Here is a 21,529-nt window from a genome sequence, read left to right as displayed (position 1 = left end):
TTGATCAGAATGAAAGCTATCCTTCCGCAATGTCCGGACGTCGCGTGGGAATCATGGGTGGGACGTTCGACCCCATCCATCACGGTCACCTGGTCGCGGCGAGCGAGGTGCAGGCCCGCTTCGACCTGGACGAGGTGATGTTCGTCCCGACCGGTCAGCCGTACGAGAAGGGCCGCGTCTCACCCGCCGAGGACCGCTACCTGATGACGGTCGTCGCCACGGCCTCGAACCCGAGGTTCCACGTCAGCCGGGCCGACATGGATCGGGACGGCCCCACCTACACCGTCGACACGCTCCGTGACATGCGTGCCGTCTACGGGCAGTCGGCGGAGCTGTACTTCATCACCGGGGCGGACGCGTTGGCCCGCATCATGTCGTGGAAGGACGCCCTGACGATGCTCGGCCTGGCCCACTTCATCGGGGTCACCCGGCCCGGTTTCGAGCTCAGCAACGAGCATCTGCCGGCCGACAGCGTGACCCTCGTCGAGGTTCCGGCCATGGCCATATCCTCGAGCGACTGCCGAAAACGGGTGGCCGCCGGTCTTCCGGTCTGGTACCTGGTACCGGACGGTGTCGTGCAGTACATCAACAAGCGGGGCCTGTATCGGGACTCGGGTATTGCCGGACCGGTGTGAGACGCTTGATGTCCTGTAACCCGACCGAGGGGACCCTCTTTTGCCCGTCACCGAACGCGCTCTCGAACTTGCTCTGACGGCCGCCCAGGCCGCCGCCGACAAGAAGGCGCACGACATCTCCATCATCGACGTCGGCGAGCAGCTCTACATCACCGACGCCTTCGTCGTCGTCTCGGCCTCCAACGAGCGCCAGGTCATGTCCGTCGTCGACGCCATCGAGGAGGCGCTGCTCAACCTCCCCGAGAAGGCCAAGCCGGAGCGCCGCGAGGGCCACCAGCAGGGCCGCTGGGTGCTCCTCGACTTCGTCGACATCGTGGTGCACGTCCAGCACGAGGAGGAGCGCGAGTTCTACGCCCTCGACAAGCTGTGGAAGGACTGCCCGATCATCCCGTTCGTCGACCGCGATCTGGCCGAAGCCGGCGCCGAGGCGCCGTGACGCGCCTCATCGTCTGGCGGCACGGCAACACCGACTGGAACGCCGCTGCCCGTGTGCAGGGGCAGACCGACGTGCCGCTCAACGACCTCGGCCGCAGGCAGGCCGTCGACGCCGCCGAGCTGCTCGTCCGCCTCCGCCCGGCCGCGATCGTCGCCAGCGATCTGAGCCGGGCCGCCGACACCGCGGCCGCTCTCGCCGCGCTGACCGGTCTGCCGGTCGGCACCGACGAGCGGCTCCGCGAGCGGCACTTCGGCGAGTGGCAGGGCCACACCATGGCCGAGGTCGCCGCCGAGCGCCCCGAGGAGCACGCCCGCTGGACGGCCGGGGAGGACGTCATCGGCGGCGGTGTCGAGACCCTGGAAGACCTCGGCAAGCGGGTCTGCGACGCACTGCAGGACGCGGCCCGCCTGGCCCCGCCGGGCGGCACCGTCGTCGTCGCCAGCCACGGCGCCGCGGCCCGGTCGGGTGTCGGTCACCTGCTCGGCTGGGGCCGCGAGCAATTGCGTACGCTGCGTGCGCTGCAGAACTGTCACTGGGTGGAGCTCACCCACGACGAGTCCCGGGGCTGGCAGATGTCGGCGTACAACGTCGGGGTCCTGGCCGAGCGCCCGGCCCCGCCGCCGGTGTAGGGAACCCGGATATGTCCGGTAACGTCAGAACATCATGCTGATCCGTAGAACCGTCGTCCCCGCCGCGCTGCTTCTGGCGCTCTCCGCCGGCTGCGCGAACAACACTCAGACCCCCATCGACGCCGGCGGGCCGATTCCCGAGTCGGCCATCGCGTCCCCCGCGGCCCCCACCGTCTCGGTCTCCGCCGCCCCCGGCGAGACCACCCTCACCGGCACCGTCACGGCCGGTGTCGAGCCCAACTGCCTGCTCCTCAAGGACGGCACCGGCGACCATCTGCTGATCACCGAGGACGCGAAACTGAAGTCCGCGCTCCAGCCCGGGGCCGAGGTGACAGTGGTCGGCAAGTCCGAGCCGGGGATGATGACCACGTGCATGCAGGGCAAGCCGTTCGTGGTCTCCTCGGTGGCCGCCGGCTGACGTACATCTGAATCAAGTACTTTGCCTGCATGACCATCGCGGTCGTCACCGACTCCACCGCGTACCTGCCGGCCGAACTGAACGGCACGTATGAGCTGACCATCGTGCCGCTCACCGTCGTGATCAACGGCTGGGCCGGGCTGGAGGGCCTCGAGGTCGCCCCGGCCGAGGTGGCCCGGGCGCTCACCGCGCGCCGGGCCGCCGTCAGCACGTCCCGGCCCGCGCCCTCCCAGTTCGCCGACGAGTATCGTCGGCTGCTCGCCGCGGGCGCCGACGGCGTCGTCTCGGTGCACCTGTCGGCCAAGCTGTCCGGCACCTACGAGGCCGCGCAGCTCGCGGCGGCCGAGGTCGGCCCACAGGTCCGGGTGGTCGACAGCGGGACCGCCGCGATGGGCCTCGGGTTCCCCGCGCTCGCCGCCGCCGCGGCCGCCCGGCGCGGCCACGACCTGGACACCGTCGCCCGGGCCGCGATCGATCACGCCGCCGCGGTGACCACTCTGTTCTACGTCGACACGCTCGAGTTCCTGCGTCGGGGCGGGCGTATCGGCGCGGCTGAGGCACTGCTCGGGACGGCCCTGTCGGTCAAGCCGATCCTGCACGTCCAGGACGGCGCGGTCGTCGTCCGCGACAAGGTCCGGACGGCCGGTCGGGCCCTCACCCGGCTCGTCGATCTCGCCGTCGAGGCGGCCGGAGACGGCGAAGCGGACGTCGCGGTTCACCATCTGGGCACGCCGGACCGGGCGTCCGCGCTGGTCGACGATCTGAGCGCACGGCTTGGCAATCGCTTGCGCGATTGTTACCTCACCGAGGTGGGTGCGGTGGTCGCGGCGCATACCGGTCCCGGGCTGGCCGGCGTCGTCATTCACAAACGCTAGGTGGTACGGAGTTCAGCGGCCCCGGGTGCTCGTCGTGGCCGTACCGTATCCGGGTTTCATCGCGGCCAGGACGTCGCCAGCCACCGGGAGGGACTGTGGGTGGTGGGGGTCAGATGCGGGGCCAGGTCCGGCCAGGGGATGGTCCGGGGGCCGGCCTGGACCTCGTCGGCCTCCGGGAGGAGCGTCGGGGAGTTCTCCGACCAGACGGCTCGGGTCCGCCAGCCTTCGGTGGTGCTGCCCAGCAGGTGCAGCTCGGCGGACGGCAGGGACGGGTCCGGCGGCTGCTGGTGGTATTCGTGCATGGCCAGCAGGCGTTCGGCTCGGCGGACCGTCTGGTGCAGCGGATGGCCGGTCGGGGCCCGGTAGGGGATCGTGCAACCGTCGGCGTCGCTGCGGTAGGCCATCGGGGTCAGCGGGTGCGGCGCGGTCACGAAGATGGTCTCGGCCTCGGCGAACAGCGCCGCCAGCAACTCGGGATCGTCGGCGGTGACCAGGAGGGTTCCGCGTTCCGGGGCGAACGCCACCGGCGGACCGCCCACCTGGTCGGCGAGGCGGGCCAGCCAGCCCGGCAGGAGCAGGTGCGACGTCCAGTAGGAGTTGCCGTCGTCGACGAAACGCACGATCGTCGGGCCGCTCGCCATGCCGTGCAGGACGGCGCCGGTCAGATTGTTCCGGGCGGTCGTGAAGATCTCGTCGATCGGCCGCTTCCACGCGGTCACCTGGGCTTCGGTGACGTAGGTCATCGTGTCCGGCTGGTCGATCACCGCGAACTCGGACAGGAACGGCAGCACCGGACGGCGGATCGGGTCGCCGGGCGCCGCGCCGCGGAGCACCGGGCGCAGCCTCGGGGCGGCTTCGTCCCAGCCGGGTGGCACCCGCAGCAGTTCGGTGACCAGATCGTCCACCGCCCTGCGGCGAGCCGGCAGCAGCGCCAGCGGAACGATGGTGGGCTCGTCCTCACCGGGCACGGTGAACCTGATCTCGAACCGCTTCGAGTGGTAACGGGCATCCCGGACACCGGCTCGGCGCAGCCGCCGGAGCATCCGCCCGGCCAGGCGGGCGCGGGCGATCCTACGCAGCAGGCCCACGGAGTCCTCGGGCATTCTCGTCGGCGGTCATCGGGGCCGGCGCGCCAGGATCGCGCGGGCGTCGAGATCATCGTCGGTGGTGACGGTGGCCGTCAATCCGTTCCCCTCGGCGATCGTCGACGCGATCGGGGTCTGCGCCTCGGTGATCTCGGAGATCAGCAGACCGCCCGGGGCCAGCCACTCCCGGGCGCCGGCGGCGACCGCGCGGAACACGGCCAGGCCGTCGTCGCCGCCGTCCAACGCGGTGCGGGGCTCGTGGTCGCGGGCCTCGGCCGGGAGGAACGCCAGGTGGCCGGTCGCGACGTAGGGGACGTTGGCCAACAGCAGGTCGATCCGGCCGCGTAGGGACTCCGGGAGAGCCTGGAACAGGTCGCCTCGGTGGACGTTCCCGATCAGGTTGCCGATGGCGCACTCCACCGCGACCGGGTCCACGTCGGCCGCGTGCAGAGTGATGCCGGGGACCCGGTGCCGTAGTGCCAGGCCCAACGCTCCGGAACCGCAGCACAGATCGACCACCAGAGCGTCCGGGCGGATCTCGGTGGCCGCCAGGCGGACCAGCAGCTCACTGCGGACCCGGGGGACGAAGACGCCCGGGCGCAGCCGCACCCGGACACCGGCGAAGTCGGCGTAACCGACCACCTGCTCCAGCGGTTCGCCGGAGGCCCGGCGCTCGACCATCCCGGCCAGCGACGGACCGGCCGCCGCGGCCTCGATTAGGACGTCCGCCTCGTCCTCGGCGAACACGCAACCCGCCGCCCGTAACCGGGAAATCGCCTGCTCTCGTGTCACACCCAGTCCTCGAGGAGTTGTCCACAACATCGGTTCGTCCACAGGGCCGCGAGCGGGGGAGCGGTGGGGTTCCTACGGTCGGGCCGTGCGAGAGGCGAAGGATAGCGGTGACGTCGTGGGAGCGCGCCTCCGGGCGGTGCTCGATGGGAGCGCGCCCAGCCGTCAGGTGCCCGCTGACGGGCCGCTGGACTGGGCGGACATCGTTCCGGCATGGTCGGTCGAGGAGGACGATGTCGCCCCTTTAGAGGTGGCGGACGGTGGACCCGGAGGGCGGCGCGGCGGCGGTTCGCGGGAGTCTTCGGCCTATCCGCCGGACTCCGCCGCGGGTGGGGTCAGCGGGCAAGGGGCGTTCGAGGGTGGGCGGCGGCAGTGGCTGCACGCCTTTGATCCCGGGCGGCCCGGGGTGCGGGCGATGGCCGCGGTAGCCGTCGTCGTCGTGCTCGTGGCGGGGTTCCTGGCCTGGAAATCGCGGCCACAGGTGGATGAGGTGGTCTCCGACGGGGCGGCCACCGTCTCCGGGGTGACGCCGGCTGCGTCGGTGGCTCCGGTGGGTGAGCTCGTCGTCGCCGTCGGTGGGAAGGTCCGAAAGCCGGGCCTGGTGCGGCTCGCGGCCGGGTCCCGGGTGGCGGACGCGCTGGAGGCGGCCGGTGGTGCTCAGCCGGGGGTGGACGTGGCGCCGCTCAACCTCGCCCGGAAGGTCGTCGACGGTGAGCTGATCATGGTGGGGGTGTCGCCGCCACCGGGTGCGGCCACCGGTGGAGCCGCTCCCGGGGCGGCCGGCGGCCTGATCAACCTCAACACGGCCACCCTCGGTCAGTTGGACACGCTGCCCGGAGTGGGACCGGTGCTCGCCCAGCGGATCCTGGACGCCCGGGACGCTCAGGGCGGGTTTCGGGCGGTCACCGATCTCCGCAAGGTCGACGGGATCGGGGAGTCCCGCTACGAGCAGCTGAAAGACCTGGTGACGGTCTGATGGGCGGGGTGTCTCCGGAGGCTCGGCGGGTTCCGGATCTGCGGCTGGCCGGGTTCACCGTCGGGCTCTGGTCGGCCGCGTTGAGCGCTCTTCACCTGTCGGCCGGCCGAGGGCTGGTGGTCGGGGCCGTCGGGCTGCTTTCGGCAGTGGTGCTCGGCCGGCTCGACCGCGGTTGGTGGGTCGGGGCGGTCCGCTGGATCGGGGTGGCTGTCGCGCTCGGGGTCGGGTGCGGGGCGGTCGCCACGGCGGCCCGGGTCTCGGTCCGGGAGGCTCCGGCGCTGGCCGGGCTGGTCGCGGCCGGGGCGACCGTGCAGGTGGAGGTGGTCGTCCGGGACGATCCCCGGCCGCTGGCCACGACTTCCGGGCCGCCCACCCATCTGGTCGCCGTCGATCTGGAGACGGTGACCGCCGAGGACTCCGCGCCGGTCCGGCTGTCGGCGCGGGCCCTGGTGCTCGGCGCGGATCCGGGTTGGCGGGGGCTGCTTCCCGGCCAGCGGGTGGCGACGTCCGGGCGGCTCATGGCGCCTCGGCCCGGCGATCTGCGAGCCGCGGTCGTGTCGGCGCGGACACCACCCCGCCTGCTCGGCACGCCGTCCTGGGCGCAGCGGGGCGCGGGGGTGCTGCGGGCCGGTCTGCAGCGGGCCTGCGAGCCACTGCCGGACGACTCGGGTGGGCTGCTTCCGGGACTCGTGGTGGGTGACACGAGCCGCCTCGACCCGGCGCTGGAGGAGGACTTCCGGACCACCGGACTCACCCACTTGACCGCGGTCTCCGGCACCAACGTGGCGATCGTCCTCGGCGTGGTGCTGTTCGTGGTGCGGCGGGCCCGGGCCGGGCCGGTGCTCTGTGCGGTGCTCTGTGCGGTCGCGCTGGTCGGGTTCGTGATCCTGGCTCGGCCGTCCCCGAGCGTGATCCGGGCCGGTGCGATGGGGGCCATCGGGCTGCTCGGGCTGGCCGCCGGGCGCAGCCGGGCCGCGGTTCCGGCGCTGGCCGCGGGTGCGGCGGTGCTCCTGATCGCCGACCCGGAACTCGCCGCCGACGCCGGGTTCGCGCTGTCGGTGATGGCCACGGCCGGCCTCCTGCTGATCGCCCCGGTCTGGCGGGACGGGCTGCGTCGGCGCGGGTTCCCGGCCGGGGTGGCCGAGGCGTTGGCCGTCCCGGCGGCCGCCCAGGTCGCCTGCGGGCCGGTGGTCGCGGCCATCTCCGGCACGGTCAGCCTGGTGGCGGTGCCGGCCAACCTGGTCGCGGTGCCGGCGATCGCTCCGGCCACACTGTGCGGCGTGCTGGCGGCGGTGCTGTCTCCGGTGTGGCCGGCCGGCGCCGAGTTCGTCGCCTGGGCCGGGCACTGGCCCACCGAGTGGCTGGTGCTGGTCGCGCACACCGGGGCGCGGCTGCCCGCCGGAGCGCTGCCCTGGCCCGGCGGTGCGTTCGGCGGGGTGCTGCTCGCGGTGCTGACCGTCGTGTTCCTGGTGGCGGCGCGGCGGGTGGTGGTGCGCCGGCTGGCCACCGTCGTCGCCCTCGGTGCGATCCTCGGCGCGCTGCCGGTGCGGCTCCTCGCGTCCGGCTGGCCGCCGACGGGCTGGCTCGTGGTGGCCTGCGAGGTCGGTCAGGGAGACGCCGTGGTGCTGGCCGCCGGGCCCGGACGGGCGGTGGTCGTCGATGCCGGGCCGGAACCGGACGCGATCGACAGGTGCCTGCGGCGACTCGGCGTCGAGCAGGTGGCGGTGCTGGTGGTCAGCCACTTCCACGCCGACCACATCGGAGGCGTGACGGGGGTGTTCCGCGGCCGGGAGGTGGGTGCGGTCATCGGGCCGGACTGGCCGGAACCGGCCGGTGGGCGGCGCGCGGTGACGGAGGTGGCGGCCGCGGCCGGGATCGCGGTGCAGTCGGTGGGGCGCGGGTGGGCGTACCGGAGCGGGGGGTTGATCCTGGAGGTTCTCGGGCCGATCACACCGATGCGCGGCACCAACTCGGATCCGAACAACAACTCGCTGATCCTGCGGGCCGTGTCGGGCGGGCGGTCGGTGCTGTTGCTCGGCGATGCCGAGACCGAGGAGCAGGAGGACCTGGTCAGCGTGCTCGGGGCGCCCGCGCTGCGGGCGGACGTGCTGAAGGTCGCGCATCACGGGAGCGCCTTGCAGGCGACGTCACTTCTCGATGCGGTACGGCCGGTGGTGGCGCTGGTCTCGGTCGGGCGGGACAACGACTACGGGCATCCGAATCAGGTGCTGCTCGCTCGGATCGCGCGGGGTGGAGCGCGGGTGCTGCGTACCGATGAGTCGGGGGATGTGGCTGTGGTCGTGGCCGGTGGCGGCCTCGGGGTGGTGGCGCGTGGGGTGTCCGCCTGAGGTGGGCGTCGCCGGGTCGGATACGCGTTTGCCGGGCCGGGGGTGGCGTCGGGTCGGATTCGTGTTGCCGGGCCGGGGCGGCGTCGCTGGTGAGGGGTCGGCGGAAGGTGCCGATGTGTGACACGCCCGGGTGAGGGATGCGCGCGGGCGGATTTTAGGCCGGATCGCTTCAATGGGCTGCGAAACGCCCAAATCGGACGTACCGAGTATTGCGCCTGAGTTCAGCGACTGTACGGCGGTGTGGGCATATCCGGGTGTTGATATGTCTGGTTTCGCGTTCGGTGATCAGCGGCCTGCGCTAACGAGTGAGGCTCGCGGAACTGTCGGTGGCCCGTGCGACGATGTTGCACGTGAATGCCCCGCCACCCCCCTCGTTGCTGCTCGTCCAAGGCGACGAGGAGCTGCTCGCCGCCCGTGCCGTCGCCGAGGCGATCGAGGCCGCGCGGGCGGCCGACCCCGGGGCCGACGTCCGGGAGTATGAGGGCGGCACCCTGGCCGCGGGCGAGGTCGCCGAGATGCTGAGTCCGTCACTCTTCGGCGGTCGTCGCGTCCTGGTGATCAGAAGCGGTCAGGATGCGCGTAAGGATCTGACCATCGCGCTGCTCGCCTACGCGAAGAGCCCGGACCCCGAGGTCAATCTGATCGTCACTCACGTGGGTGGGGCCAAGGGCAAGGCGTTCGCTGACGGGCTGCGTGCCGCCGGGGCCACCGTCGTGCCGGTGATGAAGATGAAGAAGGACTCCGAGCGGATCGCGTTCGTCCGCAACGAGTTCCGCCGCAACGGCGCCCGGTGTGACGACTCCGCCGCGGCCGCGCTGCTCCAGGCCGTCGGCACCGACCTGCGCGAGATCGCCGCGGCCTGCTCACAGCTGCTCGCCGACACCGACGGCAAGATCACCGAGGCGGTCGTCGCTCGGTACTACAAGGGGCGCGCCGAGGTCACCGGGTTCGCGGTCGCGGACGCGGCCATGGTCGGCGATCTGCCCGGTGCGCTCGAGGCACTGCGCTGGGCGCTGCACGTCGGCGTGGATCCGGTGCCGATCGCGGACGCCCTGGCCGACGGGGTGCGGACGGTGGCTCGGGTCGCTTCGGCGGGGCGCGGTAACCCGTACCAGCTGGCCGGCAGTTTGGGCATGCCGGCCTGGAAGATCGAGAAGGCGCAGGCCCGCAGCCGCGGATGGACGCCGGAGGGCCTGGTCGACGCGATGCGGGCGGCCGCCGACTGCAACGCCGCGGTCAAGGGCGGTGCGGAGGATCGTGGTTACGCCCTCGAGCAGACGGTCTTCGCGATCGCTGCCGCCCGTCGTGACGGAGGCTCCCGATGAGTCGGGCCCACAAGCCCCTTTACGCCCGCGTGCTTCGGCTGCGTCATCTCGCGCCCAGTGGGCTTCTGTGTTTCGTCTTCCTCGAAGGCGCTGTCGTGCTCGGCATCCTGCTCGCCCTCGCTGAGCTGGTCAGCTGGTGGGGCGTGGTGGTGTTGCCGGTGACCGTCGCGTTGATGGTCAAGTTCAACGACCTGGTCGCCGGGGCGTTCGTCCCGCAGCCGGTCGCCACCGAGGGCGCGTCGTCCCGGACGGCCGTGCTGCGACCGGCGATGCCGACCTCGTCCGACGAAGCGGCGGCCACCGGTGTGTCGCAGCGGGGCAGTGGGTTCGGGCCGGCGGGGGCGGCTTTCACTCGGGCGACCGGGGGGTCGGCGCCGGCTGCTGAGTGGACCGGCGTCTATGGCAGTGCCGTGGGCTCGGGTCAGGCCTTGGTCCCGGGCGTGAGCCAGGTCTCGGGCGGGAGTCGCGTTTCGGGCGGAAGCCACGTTTCGAGTGTGGGTCATGTCTCCGGGGCGGGTCACTTTTCGGGCGCGAGCCAGGTTTCCGGCGTGAGTCAGGTCTCGGGTCAGGCCTGGGGTTCTGATCCGGAGTCGGGCTTGAGCCCGGAGTCGGGCCAAGCCTCGGGCTCGGATTCGGGTGGGCGGGTCGGGGTTCATGGGTCGGCTGGGGTTTACGGGTCGGCTTCCAGTGATCGGTCCGGGATGTATGGGGCGGCTTCGGGCGGGCGGTCGGGCGGATATCGGGCTGGCCCGGGCCACGGGGTGCCTTCAGCCGGAGAAGCCGGCGGCTTCGGGCTGACCTCTGCCGGACCTGTTGGCACCTATGGGTCGGCTTCGGGGTCTCGCCTTGCCGAAGGGCCCTTCTCTGCGGAGCGGCCTTCCCTTGGTGAGGGGACGTCTTTTACGGAGGGGCCTTCCTACGCTGAGGGGCCTTCGCATGCTGAGGGGGGCTCTCGTGCTGAGGGGGGCTCTCATGCCGAGAGGGGCTCTCAGATTGAGCAGGCCTCCGCTGAGCAGGCCTCCCAGGCTGAGGGGGCCTCTCGTGCCGAGAGGGCCTCTCGCGGTGCAGGGTCTTCCCCTGGTTGGCGGCCGGACGGCCGTGGGACTTCGCCTGCCGGAGCGGCCTACGACCATGAGTTCGGTGAGAGCGGGTTCACACCTACCGCCGCGCCGGTCGCCGGAGGGTTCACACCTGCGAATATGCCGCTTTCTGGGGGATACGCGCCGATTGTTTCGCCGGAGCCGGTGGGATACGACCCGACCGCCCCTGGCGACGGAATGCCGGAGGCGCCGGCCGTCGGGTACCCCGGGTCGTACTCGCGGGGCCTCACCGGCACCGGCTACTCGCTTGCCGCCGGGGGATACGGGGATGACGGACAGTACCCGGCGCGCTCGACGGTCGACCCCGCAGTGGAGGAACCACGCGGGCACAACGCTCCGGTCCGCCGGGCCTGGGCTGACGAGCTCGACGTGCGGCAGCAGATGGCCCGCCAGGCCGCCTCTCGTCGCTACGAGTGACTCGGGTCGCTCCGCGGGTCGCCGCCCCCAGCGTGGTGATCCGCGGGCCGTTCCACACTTGAGGCCGTCACACGGTGTGTCTCGTCCGCATTGTGGTGATCCGTGGCTCGTTCTGCGCCGCGTCTCGTCCGCTGTAGTGATCCGTGGCACGCTCCGCGCCGCGTCTCGTCCGCATTGTGGTGATACGCATTGTGGTGATTCGCGGCTTGTCCGTGCCGTGGATCGCCTTAACCGTGGGTGCGTGGCTCGTTCTGCGCCGTGGGTCGCCTGCATCGTGATGATGGGCTCGTTCAGCACCGGGGGTCGCCTGAACCGTGGTGATGTGCGGCTCGTTCTGCGCCTACGGCGTCCGCGGTTGCGTCTCGTCAGAAATTCATGAACGTTCGGCGGCGATTCGCGCTGTAGATCACCACGCGACGGGTGTCTCGCCTGCGGTCCGATTCGCGTCGGGAAGCGTCCGTTCTTGCGCCTTGTCAGCTTCGCCCGTTGGTGTGCTGTTCGGAGGTCGCCACGTGGCTACCCAGAAACGAAACCGGGCACCGGCACGGACCATCAGGTCCGGCGGTGCCCGGGTTTGTCCGAGCCGACCCGCCTCAACGGCGGGTGCGGGTCATCAGCCGCGTCCATGCGGCTGTGACCTGATCCAGAACGAGCGGATCAGGCGGACAGCGAGGCGATCTTCTTGGCGATGGCCGACTTGCGGTTGGCCGCCTGGTTCTTGTGAATGACGCCCTTGCTGACGGCCTTGTCCAGCTGGCGCGAAGCGTCACGCAGCAGCGCGGTGGCCGACTCGACGTTGCCCGAGTCACTCGCCTCGTGCAGCTTGCGGATCACGGTCTTCAGCGAAGACTTGACCGACTTGTTGCGCAGACGGGCCTTCTCGTTCTGCCGGTTGCGCTTGATCTGGGACTTGATGTTCGCCACGCGACAGCCTTGTCCTGACTAGTTCGGAAACAATGGTCTAAAACGAATGGTCACCGCGCGGCCGTCTCGATCCGGCGAGGCCGGTGCAGGAAACAACAGCGTGTCACCACACGCGAGGTACCAGGTTACCAGCACGCCAACGGGCCGCCAAAACGGCTCCGGTTTCAGCGCCTCTCACCGGCGGAACCAGCGGCGCCGGGCGGGTTCCGCGGCCCATCCGCGGCGCTCGGCCAGCCAGGCGAGCGCCTGTTCGCCGCTGAACCGCTGATGCTGCCGGCTGTGCGGCGACGCGCTGCTCGGGCCGTCCCCGGCTCGCGTCAGCCAGTACCCGGCGAGCGCGGCCAGCGCCCCGTCCACCCCTTCGTCGGGAGCGCCCCACGCCCGCAGGACGGAATCCGTGTCCAGGCCGCTGGCGTACGCGCTGACCAGCAACGTCACCGTGTCGAACCAGGGCGCGCCGAGGCACGGCCAGGTCCAGTCGCACAGCCAGGCCCGGCCGTCCCGGTCGATGAGCACGTTGTCGATCCGCAGATCGCCGTGACACATCCCGTCGCCGACCGCCAGCGCGGGCAGCGCGCGTTCGAGTCTCGCCAGTTCGGCCAGCCGCTGTGGAGCGATCGTGGGGAGGGCGGGCTCGGGCATCGGCGCGCGGCGGGCGGCGATCAGCGACCACCAGGACATCTCGTCGCGCAGGATCTCCGGGAGCGCCGGCATGCCGATCTCGAGGAGCTGTGGCGACGGGTAGGCGAGTGCGGTCGCCGCGGCCGACCAGGTACGCAGGGTGGTGTCCAGATCCTCCGGTGACCAGGGCAACTCCGGGATCCGTCCGTCGATCGCGGGCAGGCACAGCACGTACCAATCGGAATCGGTCATCGACCAGAGCGGACGGGCCGCCGTCACCTCCGGTGGGAGAGCCGCGGTCAGTGCGGCTTCCCGGGCATACCACCCGGAAACCGGGTCACTCAACGGCGCAGCCTTCACGAACACGCTGGTCCCGGCCTCGGTGTCGAGCACGCTGGCGAGGGCCCGAGTGAAACCGCCACCGGCGCTGCGCGCGGCGGACACCGGCGATTCGAGACGTCGGCTGATCGCTTCCCGCACGCGATCCGGCAGGTCAGACCATTGCGGTCGTACGGCCGTCGCGCCGTACGGAACGTCGGGCAGAGTGATCGGCCGCATGACCCCATCCTGCCGCGCGCGGAAATGTCGTACCGCACTGGCAGGATCGCGGCATGCGAACCGACGATTTCTGGGCGGTCATCGACCGCGCCACCGCCGACCGGCCGGCCTCGCCCGCCCAGGTGGCCGAGCGTGCCGTCGCCGACCTGGCCACGCGCGATCCGGAGGAGATCGTCGCGTGGGGCCGCCATCTCGACAAGGTGATGGTCGCCTCCGGCACCGAGGATCTCTGGGCGGCCGCCTATCTGATCAACAGCGGCGCTGACGAGGCCGGGTTCGACGCCTTCCGGGGCTGGCTCATCGCGCATGGGCGCAAGGCGGTGGCGGCCGCCGTGCAGAAACCGGATGTGTTGGCCAACGTGGTGGTGATCAAGGAGGCGGCGGACACCGGAGCGGTGTTCGAGGCGGAGGAGGTGCTCGGCATCGCGGCCCGCGCCTACGAGGAGGCGACCGGGGGGCCGCTGCCCGCCGAGGAGCGACCACGGACCCGTCCCGAGGTGGCCGACCTGTGGGATTTCGACAACGAGGACGAGATGCGCCGCCGCCTGCCGCGGCTGGCCGCCCTGTTCCTGGAGCCCCCGGACTGACCGCGCGAACCGGCCCTCGTCGGCCGGTCGGGAGCGGTCGGCACCCCAGGCGGTCCCGCGACCGGCGGATGCCGGGAGGCGGACCCGCGGACCGGGCAGAGGCGACGGTCCGGCGGTCCCGTGGGCGCGGTAAGCGCATCGCGGGCCGGGCGGGTCGGCCGGCGATGGTGGGCGCGGGCCGGGCAGAGGCGGCGATGGCGGGAGGCGGATCGTGGGCCGTGCGGGTCTTGGGTCGCGGATGCCGGGAGGCGGATTGCGGGCTTGGCGCCGCGCGGGTCTTGGGCGGCGGAGGCCGGGAGGCGGATTGCGGGCTTGGCGCCGCGCGGGTCTTGGGCGGCGGAGGCCGGGAGGCGACGCGTGCGCCCAGAGGGGGCGGCGGCTGGGCCGGTCCTGGGCAGCGGATGCCGGCGGTGGGTTGGGTGAGGTGCCGGGCAGTCGGTGGGGTGAATCGTCCGGGGGATCCGGTTGGGGGCGGAGGTTGGCGGGTTCGGGTGGGCCGCTGGAACGGGTGTGATCGGACCTGCCCTTCCGGGCGTGGGACGATAGGGAGCGCCGACGGTTGAGTCGGCGCCCGCAGCCAAGCCCGAGAAGAACGGAAGACCGTGCCTGGACCGCTCGACCCCGGCGTGAACGTGATCGGATCGACCGATCCCAGCCGCATCCGCAACTTCTGCATCATCGCCCACATCGACCACGGCAAGTCGACGCTGGCCGACCGGATGTTGCAGATCACCGGGGTGGTCGACCCGCGCCAGATGCGCGCTCAGTATCTCGACCGGATGGACATCGAACGCGAGCGCGGCATCACCATCAAGTCGCAGGCCGTGCGCATGCCCTGGACGGTTCGGGAGGGTGACAGGCAGGGTGAGTCGGTCGTCCTCAACATGATCGACACTCCCGGGCACGTCGACTTCACCTACGAGGTGTCGCGGAGCCTGGCCGCCTGTGAGGGCGCCGTTCTGCTGGTCGACGCCGCGCAGGGCATCGAGGCTCAGACCCTCGCGAACCTGTATCTGGCGATGGAGAACGACCTCCACATCATCCCGGTGCTCAACAAGATCGACCTGCCCGCGGCGCAGCCGGAGAAATATGCCGAGGAGCTGGCCAAGCTGATCGGCTGCGAGCCCTCCGACGTGCTGCGGGTCTCCGGCAAGACGGGTGTCGGCGTGGACCATCTGCTGGACGAGATCGTCCGCCAGTTCGTGGCTCCGGTCGGCGACGCGGCGGCTCCGGCCCGCGCGATGATCTTCGACTCGGTGTATGACGTCTATCGCGGCGTGGTCACCTACGTCCGTGTGATCGACGGCCGGATCGAGGCGCGCGACAAGATCAAGATGATGTCCACCGGCGCGGTGCACGAGCTGCTGGAGATCGGTGTCGTCTCGCCCGAGATGGAGAAGGCGACGGCGCTCGGTGTCGGCGAGGTCGGTTACCTGATCACCGGTGTGAAGGACGTCCGCCAGTCGAAGGTCGGCGACACCGTCACCGGCAACAACCGGCCCGCCAAGGAGGCGCTCGGCGGCTACAAGGACCCGAAGCCGATGGTCTACTCGGGCCTCTACCCGATCGACGGCTCGGACTATCCGGCGCTGCGGGACGCGCTCGACAAGCTGAAGCTGAACGACGCGGCACTCACCTACGAGCCGGAGACGTCGGCGGCGCTCGGGTTCGGGTTCCGCGTCGGCTACCTGGGCCTGCTTCACCTGGAGATCATCGGTGAGCGGCTGGAGCGCGAGTTCGGCCTGGACCTGATCTCCACCGCGCCGAACGTGGTGTACCAGGTGTTCACCGAGGACGGTAAGGACTCGGTGGTCACCAACCCGAGCGAGTTCCCGAGCGGCAAGATCGCCGAGATCCACGAGCCGGTGGTACGGGCCACGGTGCTGGTACCGAACGAGTACGTCGGTGCCGTCATGGAGCTGTGCCAGAGCCGCCGCGGCAGCCTGCTCGGTATGGAGTACCTGTCCTCCGAACGGGTGGAGCTGCGCTACACGCTTCCGCTCGCGGAGATCATCTTCGACTTCTTCGACCAGCTCAAGAGCAAGACCAAGGGGTACGCGTCACTCGACTACGAGCCCTCCGGTGAGCAGGTGGCCGACCTGGTGAAGGTGGACATCCTGCTGCACGGCGAGCCGGTCGACGCCTTCAGTGCGATCGTGCACAAGGACAAGGCGTACACCTATGGCACGACGATCGCCGCCAAGCTGCAGAAACTCATCCCGCGGCAGCAGTTCGAGGTGCCGATCCAGGCGGCCATCGGCAGCCGGATCATCGCCCGCGAGACGATCCGTGCCATCCGCAAGGACGTGCTCGCGAAGTGCTACGGCGGTGACATCAGCCGGAAGCGGAAGCTGCTGGAGAAGCAGAAGGAAGGCAAGAAGCGGATGAAGATGGTCGGCCGGGTGGAGGTGCCGCAGGAGGCCTTCATCGCCGCGCTGTCCACATCCGATAGCACTGACACCAAGGGGACAGCTAAAAAATAGGGCGGTTTGATTCCTCGGGGGGTCGGGAACACAGGGGCTCGACGGACGCAACCAACAAGCTCCACCCCCGAGGAGGACCTGATGGAATTCACGCTTACCGGCATCATCGTCGCCCTGATCGTCGGTCTGGTCATCGGTGCGCTTGGCCGGCTCGTGGTGCCGGGCAAGCAGAACATCCCGATCTGGCTGACCATGGTCGTCGGTGTCGTCGCCGCTCTGCTGGGCACCGTGCTGGCTCGGGCGCTGGGTGTCGCCGACACCCGTGGCTTCGACTGGATCGAGTTCTTCTTCCAGGTCGTCCTGGCCGCCATCGGTGTGGCCCTGGTCGCCGGCACCAGTGGCCGTCGTCGCCTGACCCGCTGATCCACGGTCTGAACCGAACGCGAAAAGCCGGCCCCAACGGCGGGGCCGGCTTTTCGCGTGCCCGGAGCGAAATGGTCGAGTCGTACGGAACAGGCCGGGCGTGGGATCAGTACCGGAACTTGTGGACAGGCCGGGCGTGGGGGATCAGTACCGGAACTTGTGGCGGGCGCTGCGCCGGTTCACCCAGGCGGGTAGTTCGCCCTGGTGTTCGTGGTGTGGGGCGGGGTCGACCACGTCGCCCGTGTTGCCGACCGGCCGGAGCGTGACGACCAGGCCCTGGACGAGGCGGTCGTGTCGCAGGTCCCGGTACGCCATGGCGACGAACACCTGCGTGCCGTCGGTTCGGTGCAGGGCGCAATACACCGTGCCGTCGCCCTCGGTGCGCAGCGCACGGCGTACCGTCTCGCGGTCGTCGGAATTGACCAGATCGTCGAGAACCGTGAGGGGCGGCAGGTCGCCGGCCCCGATGAGACGTCGCAGACCCGGACTCGCGTAGCGGATCCGGTGGTCGGAGTCGACGACCGCCATGATCTCCGCGGTGTTGCCGGTGACGGCCCGCAGGTAGAGGTCGCTGTCCCGGCGGCCGATCGCCTCGACCAGGGTGATCCGGTCGAGGGCCAGCGCCGCCTCCCCGGCCAGCACCTCGAGCGCGTCGCGCCCGGCGACCAGCGCCTCCCGGCGCCCGGTGATGATCAGGGCGCCGCCGCTGGGCCGGGCCACGGCCAGCGGTTCCAGCCGGAGCGGGCAGATCAGGGTGCGCTCGTCCGGATCGGCCGCGCTGGTCCACCAGCTGTGGGAGCCGGCTTCGCCGAGCCCATCCGGCCGGCCGTCGCGGGACGACCGTGCGTCCGCGGGGGAAGGGCGGCTGTCGCGGGACGGCCGCGCGGTGTCGGTGAGGGGAGAAAGGTCCTCGCGGGGCAACCGTGCGCCGTCGGTGGCGAGGATCACCCGGCGGACGCTGCCGGGAGGCAGTAGGCGGGTGACGGCGACGCGGACCGCCTCCTCGACGGCGGGGACGTCGGCCGCCGCGACCAGGGCGGTGTTCGCCGAGCGCAGGCCGCGCTCCCGGGCCAGGGCCTGGCTGTGCTGGTGCACGGCGTCGGCCAGTCGAGTGATCATGAGGAGCAGGGTGATCGCCCCGGTGACCGCGATCACCACTCCGTTGCGGACCGGTCCGGACACCGCCTCGATGATCAGCACGACGGGTGGGGTGGCCGCGGACAGGGCGAGCAGGATGGTGTCGCGGAACCGCCACGGCGCCATCCGGGCCGGGCGTGGCTCGGTCAGCCGGCCCATCGACGGGTGCAGCGCGGACAGCCCCCACGCCAGGTAGAGCAGCACGAAGGTGGACTCGGCGGCCGCGCTCTCCCCGCTCAGCGGGTAGAGGATGTCGCCGGTGAGCATGCCGATCGACCCGGTGAGCAGCAGGATCGCGGCGACGTTGCGGTGGTCGGCGACCACCAGGCGCGTGGCGACACCGACCAGCAGCAGGTCACCGATCACGTCGGCGGGGGAGACCGCACCGAACCGGCCGTCCACACTGATCACGAAGACCCAGACGACGAGCATGCTGGAACAGGCGAACGCCACCAGGTCGATCAGGCGGGCCCGGTCGACGAGCAGCGCGCCGCCCCGGGTGAACTGCAGCAGGCTCAGCGCCACCAGGGCGAACATCAACAGGTAGGACGTGTCGGCGAGAGCCATCCGGTCGTACGCGTAGAAGACGTCCCCGAGCGCCAGGGTGGCCACCGCTCCGGCCAGCAGCAACCATGGCGCACGGCGGGTCGGGCGGTGCCGGTGAACGCCCCAGAGGATGGCGCCGGCGCTGCCCGCTCCCAGCAGGATCCACTCGATCGCCCTCAGCACGACCTACTTAGTACCAGGGCGGTTGCGCACTGTCCATGTGGATGTATACGCAGCGCTACCACTTTCCGGCAAGCGAGACATTACGGCTAGTCACCGATACTTCCGGGGGTGTCTCAATGAAAGACCTCCGCTACCACCTGCGCCTGGCCGGTCCCGTCGCCCCCGGTTACCGGCTGCCACTTTCCCTCCGGCGCGTGCCACTCCAGATCGCCGAAACGTACCCGTTCGAGACCGGTGGCCGACGCGTGCGAAACCAGCCAGTGCGCGAACCGCCACCCGACGCTCGGGTCGGCGACCTCGACCGTGAGACCGGCTGCCTCGGCGCTACGGGCCTGACCGGCCAGTTTCTTGCCCCAATCCAGCTGGAGGCTGCTCAACAGCGCGGCGGCCGCCTCCGCACCGCGCACCGTCGGGATGTCCGGCACGACACACTCGACGGCGCCGGTGGCCCGGCCGTTGAGCGCGGCGGCCAGCACCTTCGACTCGTCGGCCCACTTCTCGTAGGCCTCCGGATAGGCCGACCGCTGCACCCGCTGGGCGGCGTCGGTGACCCGCATCTTCTCCCAGCCCTTGACCTTCTTGAGGGCCGCGTAGAACTTGCCGGCCGCATAGCGCGGGTCACTGATCTGCTCGACCGTGCCCCACCCCTGGCTGGGTCGCTGCTGGAACAGGCCGACCGAGTCGCGGTCACCACTGTCCAGATTCTCCAGTTTCGACTCCTGGAAGGCGGTGGCCAGCGCGACCACGATCGCCTGCTCCGGCATGCCGCGCCGGACACCGACCGCGGCGATGGTCGCCGCGTTGGCCATCTGGGCGGTGTCGAGAGTGACCTGACCGTCGGCCCGGACCGTGCACTCGGGACCGAGTTGCGGCAGCTTGATGGTGCCGGCCAGATTGTTGATCAGAACGACCACGCCGGCCACCACGGCGACGGACAGCAGGGCGATCACGCCCACGATCGGTCTCGCGCGCACTCACACCTCCTCTGACGCCGGACGCCAAGCCTAGACAACGAGCGCTTGCGGTCCGGCGTCACTGTGCCCGAGGGCACCCGACCGGGGCGTTCAGCGGATCCACTCCGGGTCGCGTTTCTCGCGGGCGGCGGCCACACCCTCGCGCCCCTCGGCCGACTTGAAGTAACCGGCCGAGCGGTGCGCGAGATCGGCCAGGTCGGCCCGGATCGAGTCGGCCCGCGTACGCCGCAGAAGTTGTTTGGTGCCGGCCAGCGCGAGCGGACCGCCGCGGATGAGTGAGGAGCAGTAACGCCGCACCGCGTCGTCCAGATCGTCCTCCTCGACGGCCGCGGTGACCAGGCCGATCTCGGCCGCCCGGGCGCCGTCGAAGACGTCGCCGGTCAGATAGAGATCGGCGGCGGCCCGGGGTGACAGGCGGGGCAGCACGGTCGAGCTGATCACCGCGGGGATCACGCCCAGCCGGACCTCGGTGAAGGCGAAGGTGGCCGAGCGGACGCAGACCGCGATGTCGGCCGCGCCGATCAGGCCGAGGCCGCCGGCCCGGGCCGGACCGGCGATCCGGGCGATCACCGGCTTCCCGAACTCCCAGAGCACGGCCAGCACGTCGGCCAGCATCTCGGCGGGCAGCCGGTCGCCGGGTCCGGCCGCGGCGGTCTCCTTCAGGTCGACGCCCGAGGAGAAGACCGGGCCCTCGTGGGTGAGAACCACCACACGGCTGTCCGGGTCGGCGGCCGATGCGGCGAGCGCGTCCAGCAACTGCCCGAGCAGTGCGGTGGACAGCGCGTTGCGGTTGGCGGGGTTGTCGATTGTCATCGTGGTCACGCCGGCGGCGGTGACGGTACGGACCAGATCCATCCCGGAACTGTAAGACGTGCACACTTGACGGATGGCCGGCGCACTCCCCGATGGCGAACCCGTACCCTCCGACGGGTCGCTCCCCGACGACGCCACCCGTGAGGTGGGCAAGAACGGGTTCGCGGTCTACGTGCACGTCCCGTTCTGTGCCAGCCGCTGCGGGTACTGCGACTTCAACACCTACACGGCCAGTGAGCTGGGCGGCGGGGCGAGCCGCGACGAGTACGCGGAGACGGTTCTGGCCGAGCTGACCCTCGCGGCCCGGGTGATCGAGCCCGGCCCGGTCGACACGGTCTTCGTCGGCGGCGGCACGCCCACCCTGCTCAGCGCCGACGACCTGGGCCGGATCCTGGAGGGCATCGACCGGACCTGGGGGTTGGCCCCGGGTGCCGAGGTGACCACCGAGGCCAACCCGGAGTCGGTGGACCCGGCCTACCTGCGGCGGTTGCGCGGCGCCGGGTTCACCCGGATCTCGCTCGGCATGCAGTCCGCGGCCGACAATGTGCTGCGGGTGCTCGACCGCAAGCACACCGCCGGTCGTGCGCCGCAGGCCGCGATCGAGGCCCGTGAGGCGGGCTTCGAGCACGTCAACCTGGATCTGATCTACGGCACGCCGGGGGAGAGCCCGGACGACTTCGCGCGGTCCCTCCAGGCGGTCGTGGACGCCGGGGTGGATCATGTGAGCGCCTACGCGCTGATCGTCGAGGACGGCACCCGGATGGCCGGGCGGATGCGGCGGGGTGAGCTGCCCTACCCGTCGGACGACGTGGCGGCCGACCGCTACCTGGCCGCCGAGGCGGCGCTGAGCGCGGCCGGCTTCCAGTGGTATGAGGTGTCCAACTGGGCCCGGACCGGCGGGGAGTGCCGGCACAACCTGCTCTACTGGACCGGCGCCGACTGGTGGGGGCTGGGTCCGGGCGCGCACAGCCACGTCGGCGGGGTGCGCTGGTGGAATGTCAAACACCCGTCGGCGTACGCGAAACGCCTGACCGATGGCACTTCGCCGGGGCACGCGCGGGAGTTGCTGACCGACGCCGACCGGCACATGGAGGACGTGATGCTCCGGGTGCGGCTGCGCGAGGGCATCCCACTCGCCCGGGTCGACGCCAGGGGTGCCGCGCAGGCCCTGGCCGACGGGCTCCTCGAGCCGGGCGCCTACGAACAGGGGACCCTCGTGCTCACCCTGCGGGGCCGGCTGCTGGCCGACGCGGTCGTCCGCGACGTGCTGTAAAGGCCACTCTGACCCGTCCGGCCCCGAAATCCGA

Annotated in this window: 20 protein-coding genes and 1 pseudogene; 14 read left to right on the top strand and 7 right to left on the bottom strand. The window is 71.2% G+C overall.

The window, feature by feature from the left end:
• Positions 1 to 29 precede the first annotated feature (29 nt).
• From nadD to Q0Z83_RS37665, 5 genes are read left to right on the top strand one after another with little or no spacing between them, the layout of a single operon-like run.
• Complete coding sequence (nadD, locus tag Q0Z83_RS37685) at positions 30 to 635, top strand: nicotinate-nucleotide adenylyltransferase (protein WP_317788096.1); 606 nt, start codon at positions 30 to 32, stop codon at positions 633 to 635.
• Between the two features lie 40 nt (positions 636 to 675).
• A complete protein-coding gene (gene rsfS, locus Q0Z83_RS37680; protein WP_317788095.1) occupies positions 676 to 1,071 on the top strand; it encodes a ribosome silencing factor in 396 nt (131 codons plus the stop codon).
• On the top strand, positions 1,068 to 1,700 hold the full coding sequence (locus Q0Z83_RS37675; RefSeq protein ID WP_317788094.1) for a histidine phosphatase family protein: 633 nt from the start codon (positions 1,068 to 1,070) through the stop codon (positions 1,698 to 1,700). Before rsfS ends, Q0Z83_RS37675 begins: the two co-directional genes overlap by 4 nt.
• A gap of 34 nt (positions 1,701 to 1,734) precedes the next feature.
• The gene (locus Q0Z83_RS37670) at positions 1,735 to 2,118 is read left to right on the top strand and encodes a hypothetical protein (protein WP_317788092.1); all 384 of its coding nucleotides are present in this window, start codon (positions 1,735 to 1,737) and stop codon (positions 2,116 to 2,118) included.
• A gap of 29 nt (positions 2,119 to 2,147) precedes the next feature.
• Complete coding sequence (locus Q0Z83_RS37665) at positions 2,148 to 2,993, top strand: DegV family protein (protein ID WP_317788091.1); 846 nt, start codon at positions 2,148 to 2,150, stop codon at positions 2,991 to 2,993.
• A gap of 56 nt (positions 2,994 to 3,049) precedes the next feature.
• Here Q0Z83_RS37665 and Q0Z83_RS37660 read toward each other — a convergent pair whose 3' ends face one another.
• Together Q0Z83_RS37660 and Q0Z83_RS37655 are read right to left on the bottom strand one after the other, a co-directional pair.
• Positions 3,050 to 4,096 carry a hypothetical protein gene (locus Q0Z83_RS37660; RefSeq protein WP_317788090.1) on the bottom strand — a complete coding sequence of 349 codons (1,047 nt, stop codon included), beginning with the start codon at positions 4,094 to 4,096 and terminating at the stop codon, positions 3,050 to 3,052.
• Positions 4,097 to 4,108: 12 nt separating this feature from the next.
• Positions 4,109 to 4,870: a putative protein N(5)-glutamine methyltransferase gene (locus Q0Z83_RS37655; protein WP_317788089.1), complete on the bottom strand. Its 762-nt coding sequence runs from the start codon at positions 4,868 to 4,870 to the stop codon at positions 4,109 to 4,111.
• Positions 4,871 to 5,117: 247 nt separating this feature from the next.
• Here Q0Z83_RS37655 and Q0Z83_RS37650 point away from each other — a divergent pair, with 247 nt between their 5' ends.
• The 5 genes and pseudogenes from Q0Z83_RS37650 (at position 5,118) to Q0Z83_RS37630 (ending at position 11,033) form a co-directional block, all read left to right on the top strand.
• Positions 5,118 to 5,843 carry a helix-hairpin-helix domain-containing protein gene (locus Q0Z83_RS37650; protein ID WP_378078664.1) on the top strand — a complete coding sequence of 242 codons (726 nt, stop codon included), beginning with the start codon at positions 5,118 to 5,120 and terminating at the stop codon, positions 5,841 to 5,843.
• Positions 5,843 to 8,191, top strand: coding sequence for a DNA internalization-related competence protein ComEC/Rec2 (locus Q0Z83_RS37645; protein WP_317788086.1), 2,349 nt, complete (start codon positions 5,843 to 5,845; stop codon positions 8,189 to 8,191). The genes Q0Z83_RS37650 and Q0Z83_RS37645 overlap by 1 nt, the downstream gene beginning before the upstream one ends.
• Positions 8,192 to 8,532: 341 nt before the next feature.
• Positions 8,533 to 9,516 carry a DNA polymerase III subunit delta gene (holA, locus tag Q0Z83_RS37640; protein WP_317788085.1) on the top strand — a complete coding sequence of 328 codons (984 nt, stop codon included), beginning with the start codon at positions 8,533 to 8,535 and terminating at the stop codon, positions 9,514 to 9,516.
• Positions 9,513 to 9,728: pseudogene (locus Q0Z83_RS37635) on the top strand (hypothetical protein); the annotation flags it as partial. The gene holA and the pseudogene Q0Z83_RS37635, both read left to right, overlap by 4 nt.
• Before the next feature lie 1,032 nt (positions 9,729 to 10,760).
• Complete coding sequence (locus Q0Z83_RS37630) at positions 10,761 to 11,033, top strand: hypothetical protein (RefSeq protein ID WP_317797410.1); 273 nt, start codon at positions 10,761 to 10,763, stop codon at positions 11,031 to 11,033.
• A gap of 657 nt (positions 11,034 to 11,690) precedes the next feature.
• Here Q0Z83_RS37630 and rpsT read toward each other — a convergent pair.
• Positions 11,691 to 11,957: a 30S ribosomal protein S20 gene (gene rpsT / locus Q0Z83_RS37625; RefSeq protein WP_093621541.1), complete on the bottom strand. Its 267-nt coding sequence runs from the start codon at positions 11,955 to 11,957 to the stop codon at positions 11,691 to 11,693.
• A 174-nt stretch (positions 11,958 to 12,131) separates the two neighbouring features.
• Positions 12,132 to 13,136 carry a phosphotransferase gene (locus tag Q0Z83_RS37620; RefSeq protein WP_317788084.1) on the bottom strand — a complete coding sequence of 335 codons (1,005 nt, stop codon included), beginning with the start codon at positions 13,134 to 13,136 and terminating at the stop codon, positions 12,132 to 12,134.
• A gap of 53 nt (positions 13,137 to 13,189) precedes the next feature.
• Between Q0Z83_RS37620 and Q0Z83_RS37615 the strand changes: the two genes are divergently transcribed.
• The 3 genes from Q0Z83_RS37615 (at position 13,190) to Q0Z83_RS37605 (ending at position 16,569) form a co-directional block, all read left to right on the top strand.
• Positions 13,190 to 13,723 (top strand): DUF4240 domain-containing protein, encoded by a 534-nt coding sequence (locus Q0Z83_RS37615; RefSeq protein WP_317788083.1) that lies wholly within the window; start codon positions 13,190 to 13,192, stop codon positions 13,721 to 13,723.
• A gap of 602 nt (positions 13,724 to 14,325) precedes the next feature.
• The gene (lepA, locus tag Q0Z83_RS37610; RefSeq protein ID WP_317788082.1) at positions 14,326 to 16,206 is read left to right on the top strand and encodes a translation elongation factor 4; all 1,881 of its coding nucleotides are present in this window, start codon (positions 14,326 to 14,328) and stop codon (positions 16,204 to 16,206) included.
• An 81-nt stretch (positions 16,207 to 16,287) separates the two neighbouring features.
• Entirely contained in the window at positions 16,288 to 16,569 is a 282-nt protein-coding gene (locus tag Q0Z83_RS37605; protein ID WP_317788081.1) for a GlsB/YeaQ/YmgE family stress response membrane protein, read from the top strand.
• A 144-nt stretch (positions 16,570 to 16,713) separates the two neighbouring features.
• Here Q0Z83_RS37605 and Q0Z83_RS37600 read toward each other — a convergent pair whose 3' ends face one another.
• The 3 genes from Q0Z83_RS37600 to Q0Z83_RS37590 form a co-directional block, all read right to left on the bottom strand.
• Entirely contained in the window at positions 16,714 to 18,435 is a 1,722-nt protein-coding gene (locus Q0Z83_RS37600; RefSeq protein ID WP_317788080.1) for a PAS domain-containing protein, read from the bottom strand.
• A 113-nt stretch (positions 18,436 to 18,548) separates the two neighbouring features.
• Complete coding sequence (locus tag Q0Z83_RS37595; RefSeq protein WP_317788079.1) at positions 18,549 to 19,409, bottom strand: hypothetical protein; 861 nt, start codon at positions 19,407 to 19,409, stop codon at positions 18,549 to 18,551.
• A 90-nt stretch (positions 19,410 to 19,499) separates the two neighbouring features.
• Complete coding sequence (locus Q0Z83_RS37590) at positions 19,500 to 20,264, bottom strand: enoyl-CoA hydratase-related protein (protein ID WP_317788078.1); 765 nt, start codon at positions 20,262 to 20,264, stop codon at positions 19,500 to 19,502.
• Between the two features lie 31 nt (positions 20,265 to 20,295).
• Here Q0Z83_RS37590 and hemW point away from each other — a divergent pair, with 31 nt between their 5' ends.
• Positions 20,296 to 21,495 carry a radical SAM family heme chaperone HemW gene (gene hemW / locus Q0Z83_RS37585; protein WP_317788077.1) on the top strand — a complete coding sequence of 400 codons (1,200 nt, stop codon included), beginning with the start codon at positions 20,296 to 20,298 and terminating at the stop codon, positions 21,493 to 21,495.
• Positions 21,496 to 21,529 lie beyond the last annotated feature (34 nt).

Origin of the sequence: Actinoplanes sichuanensis (assembly GCF_033097365.1) — a bacterium.
Lineage (GTDB): Bacteria > Actinomycetota > Actinomycetes > Mycobacteriales > Micromonosporaceae > Actinoplanes > Actinoplanes sichuanensis.
This window is presented reverse-complemented; position numbering and strand designations above follow the sequence as displayed.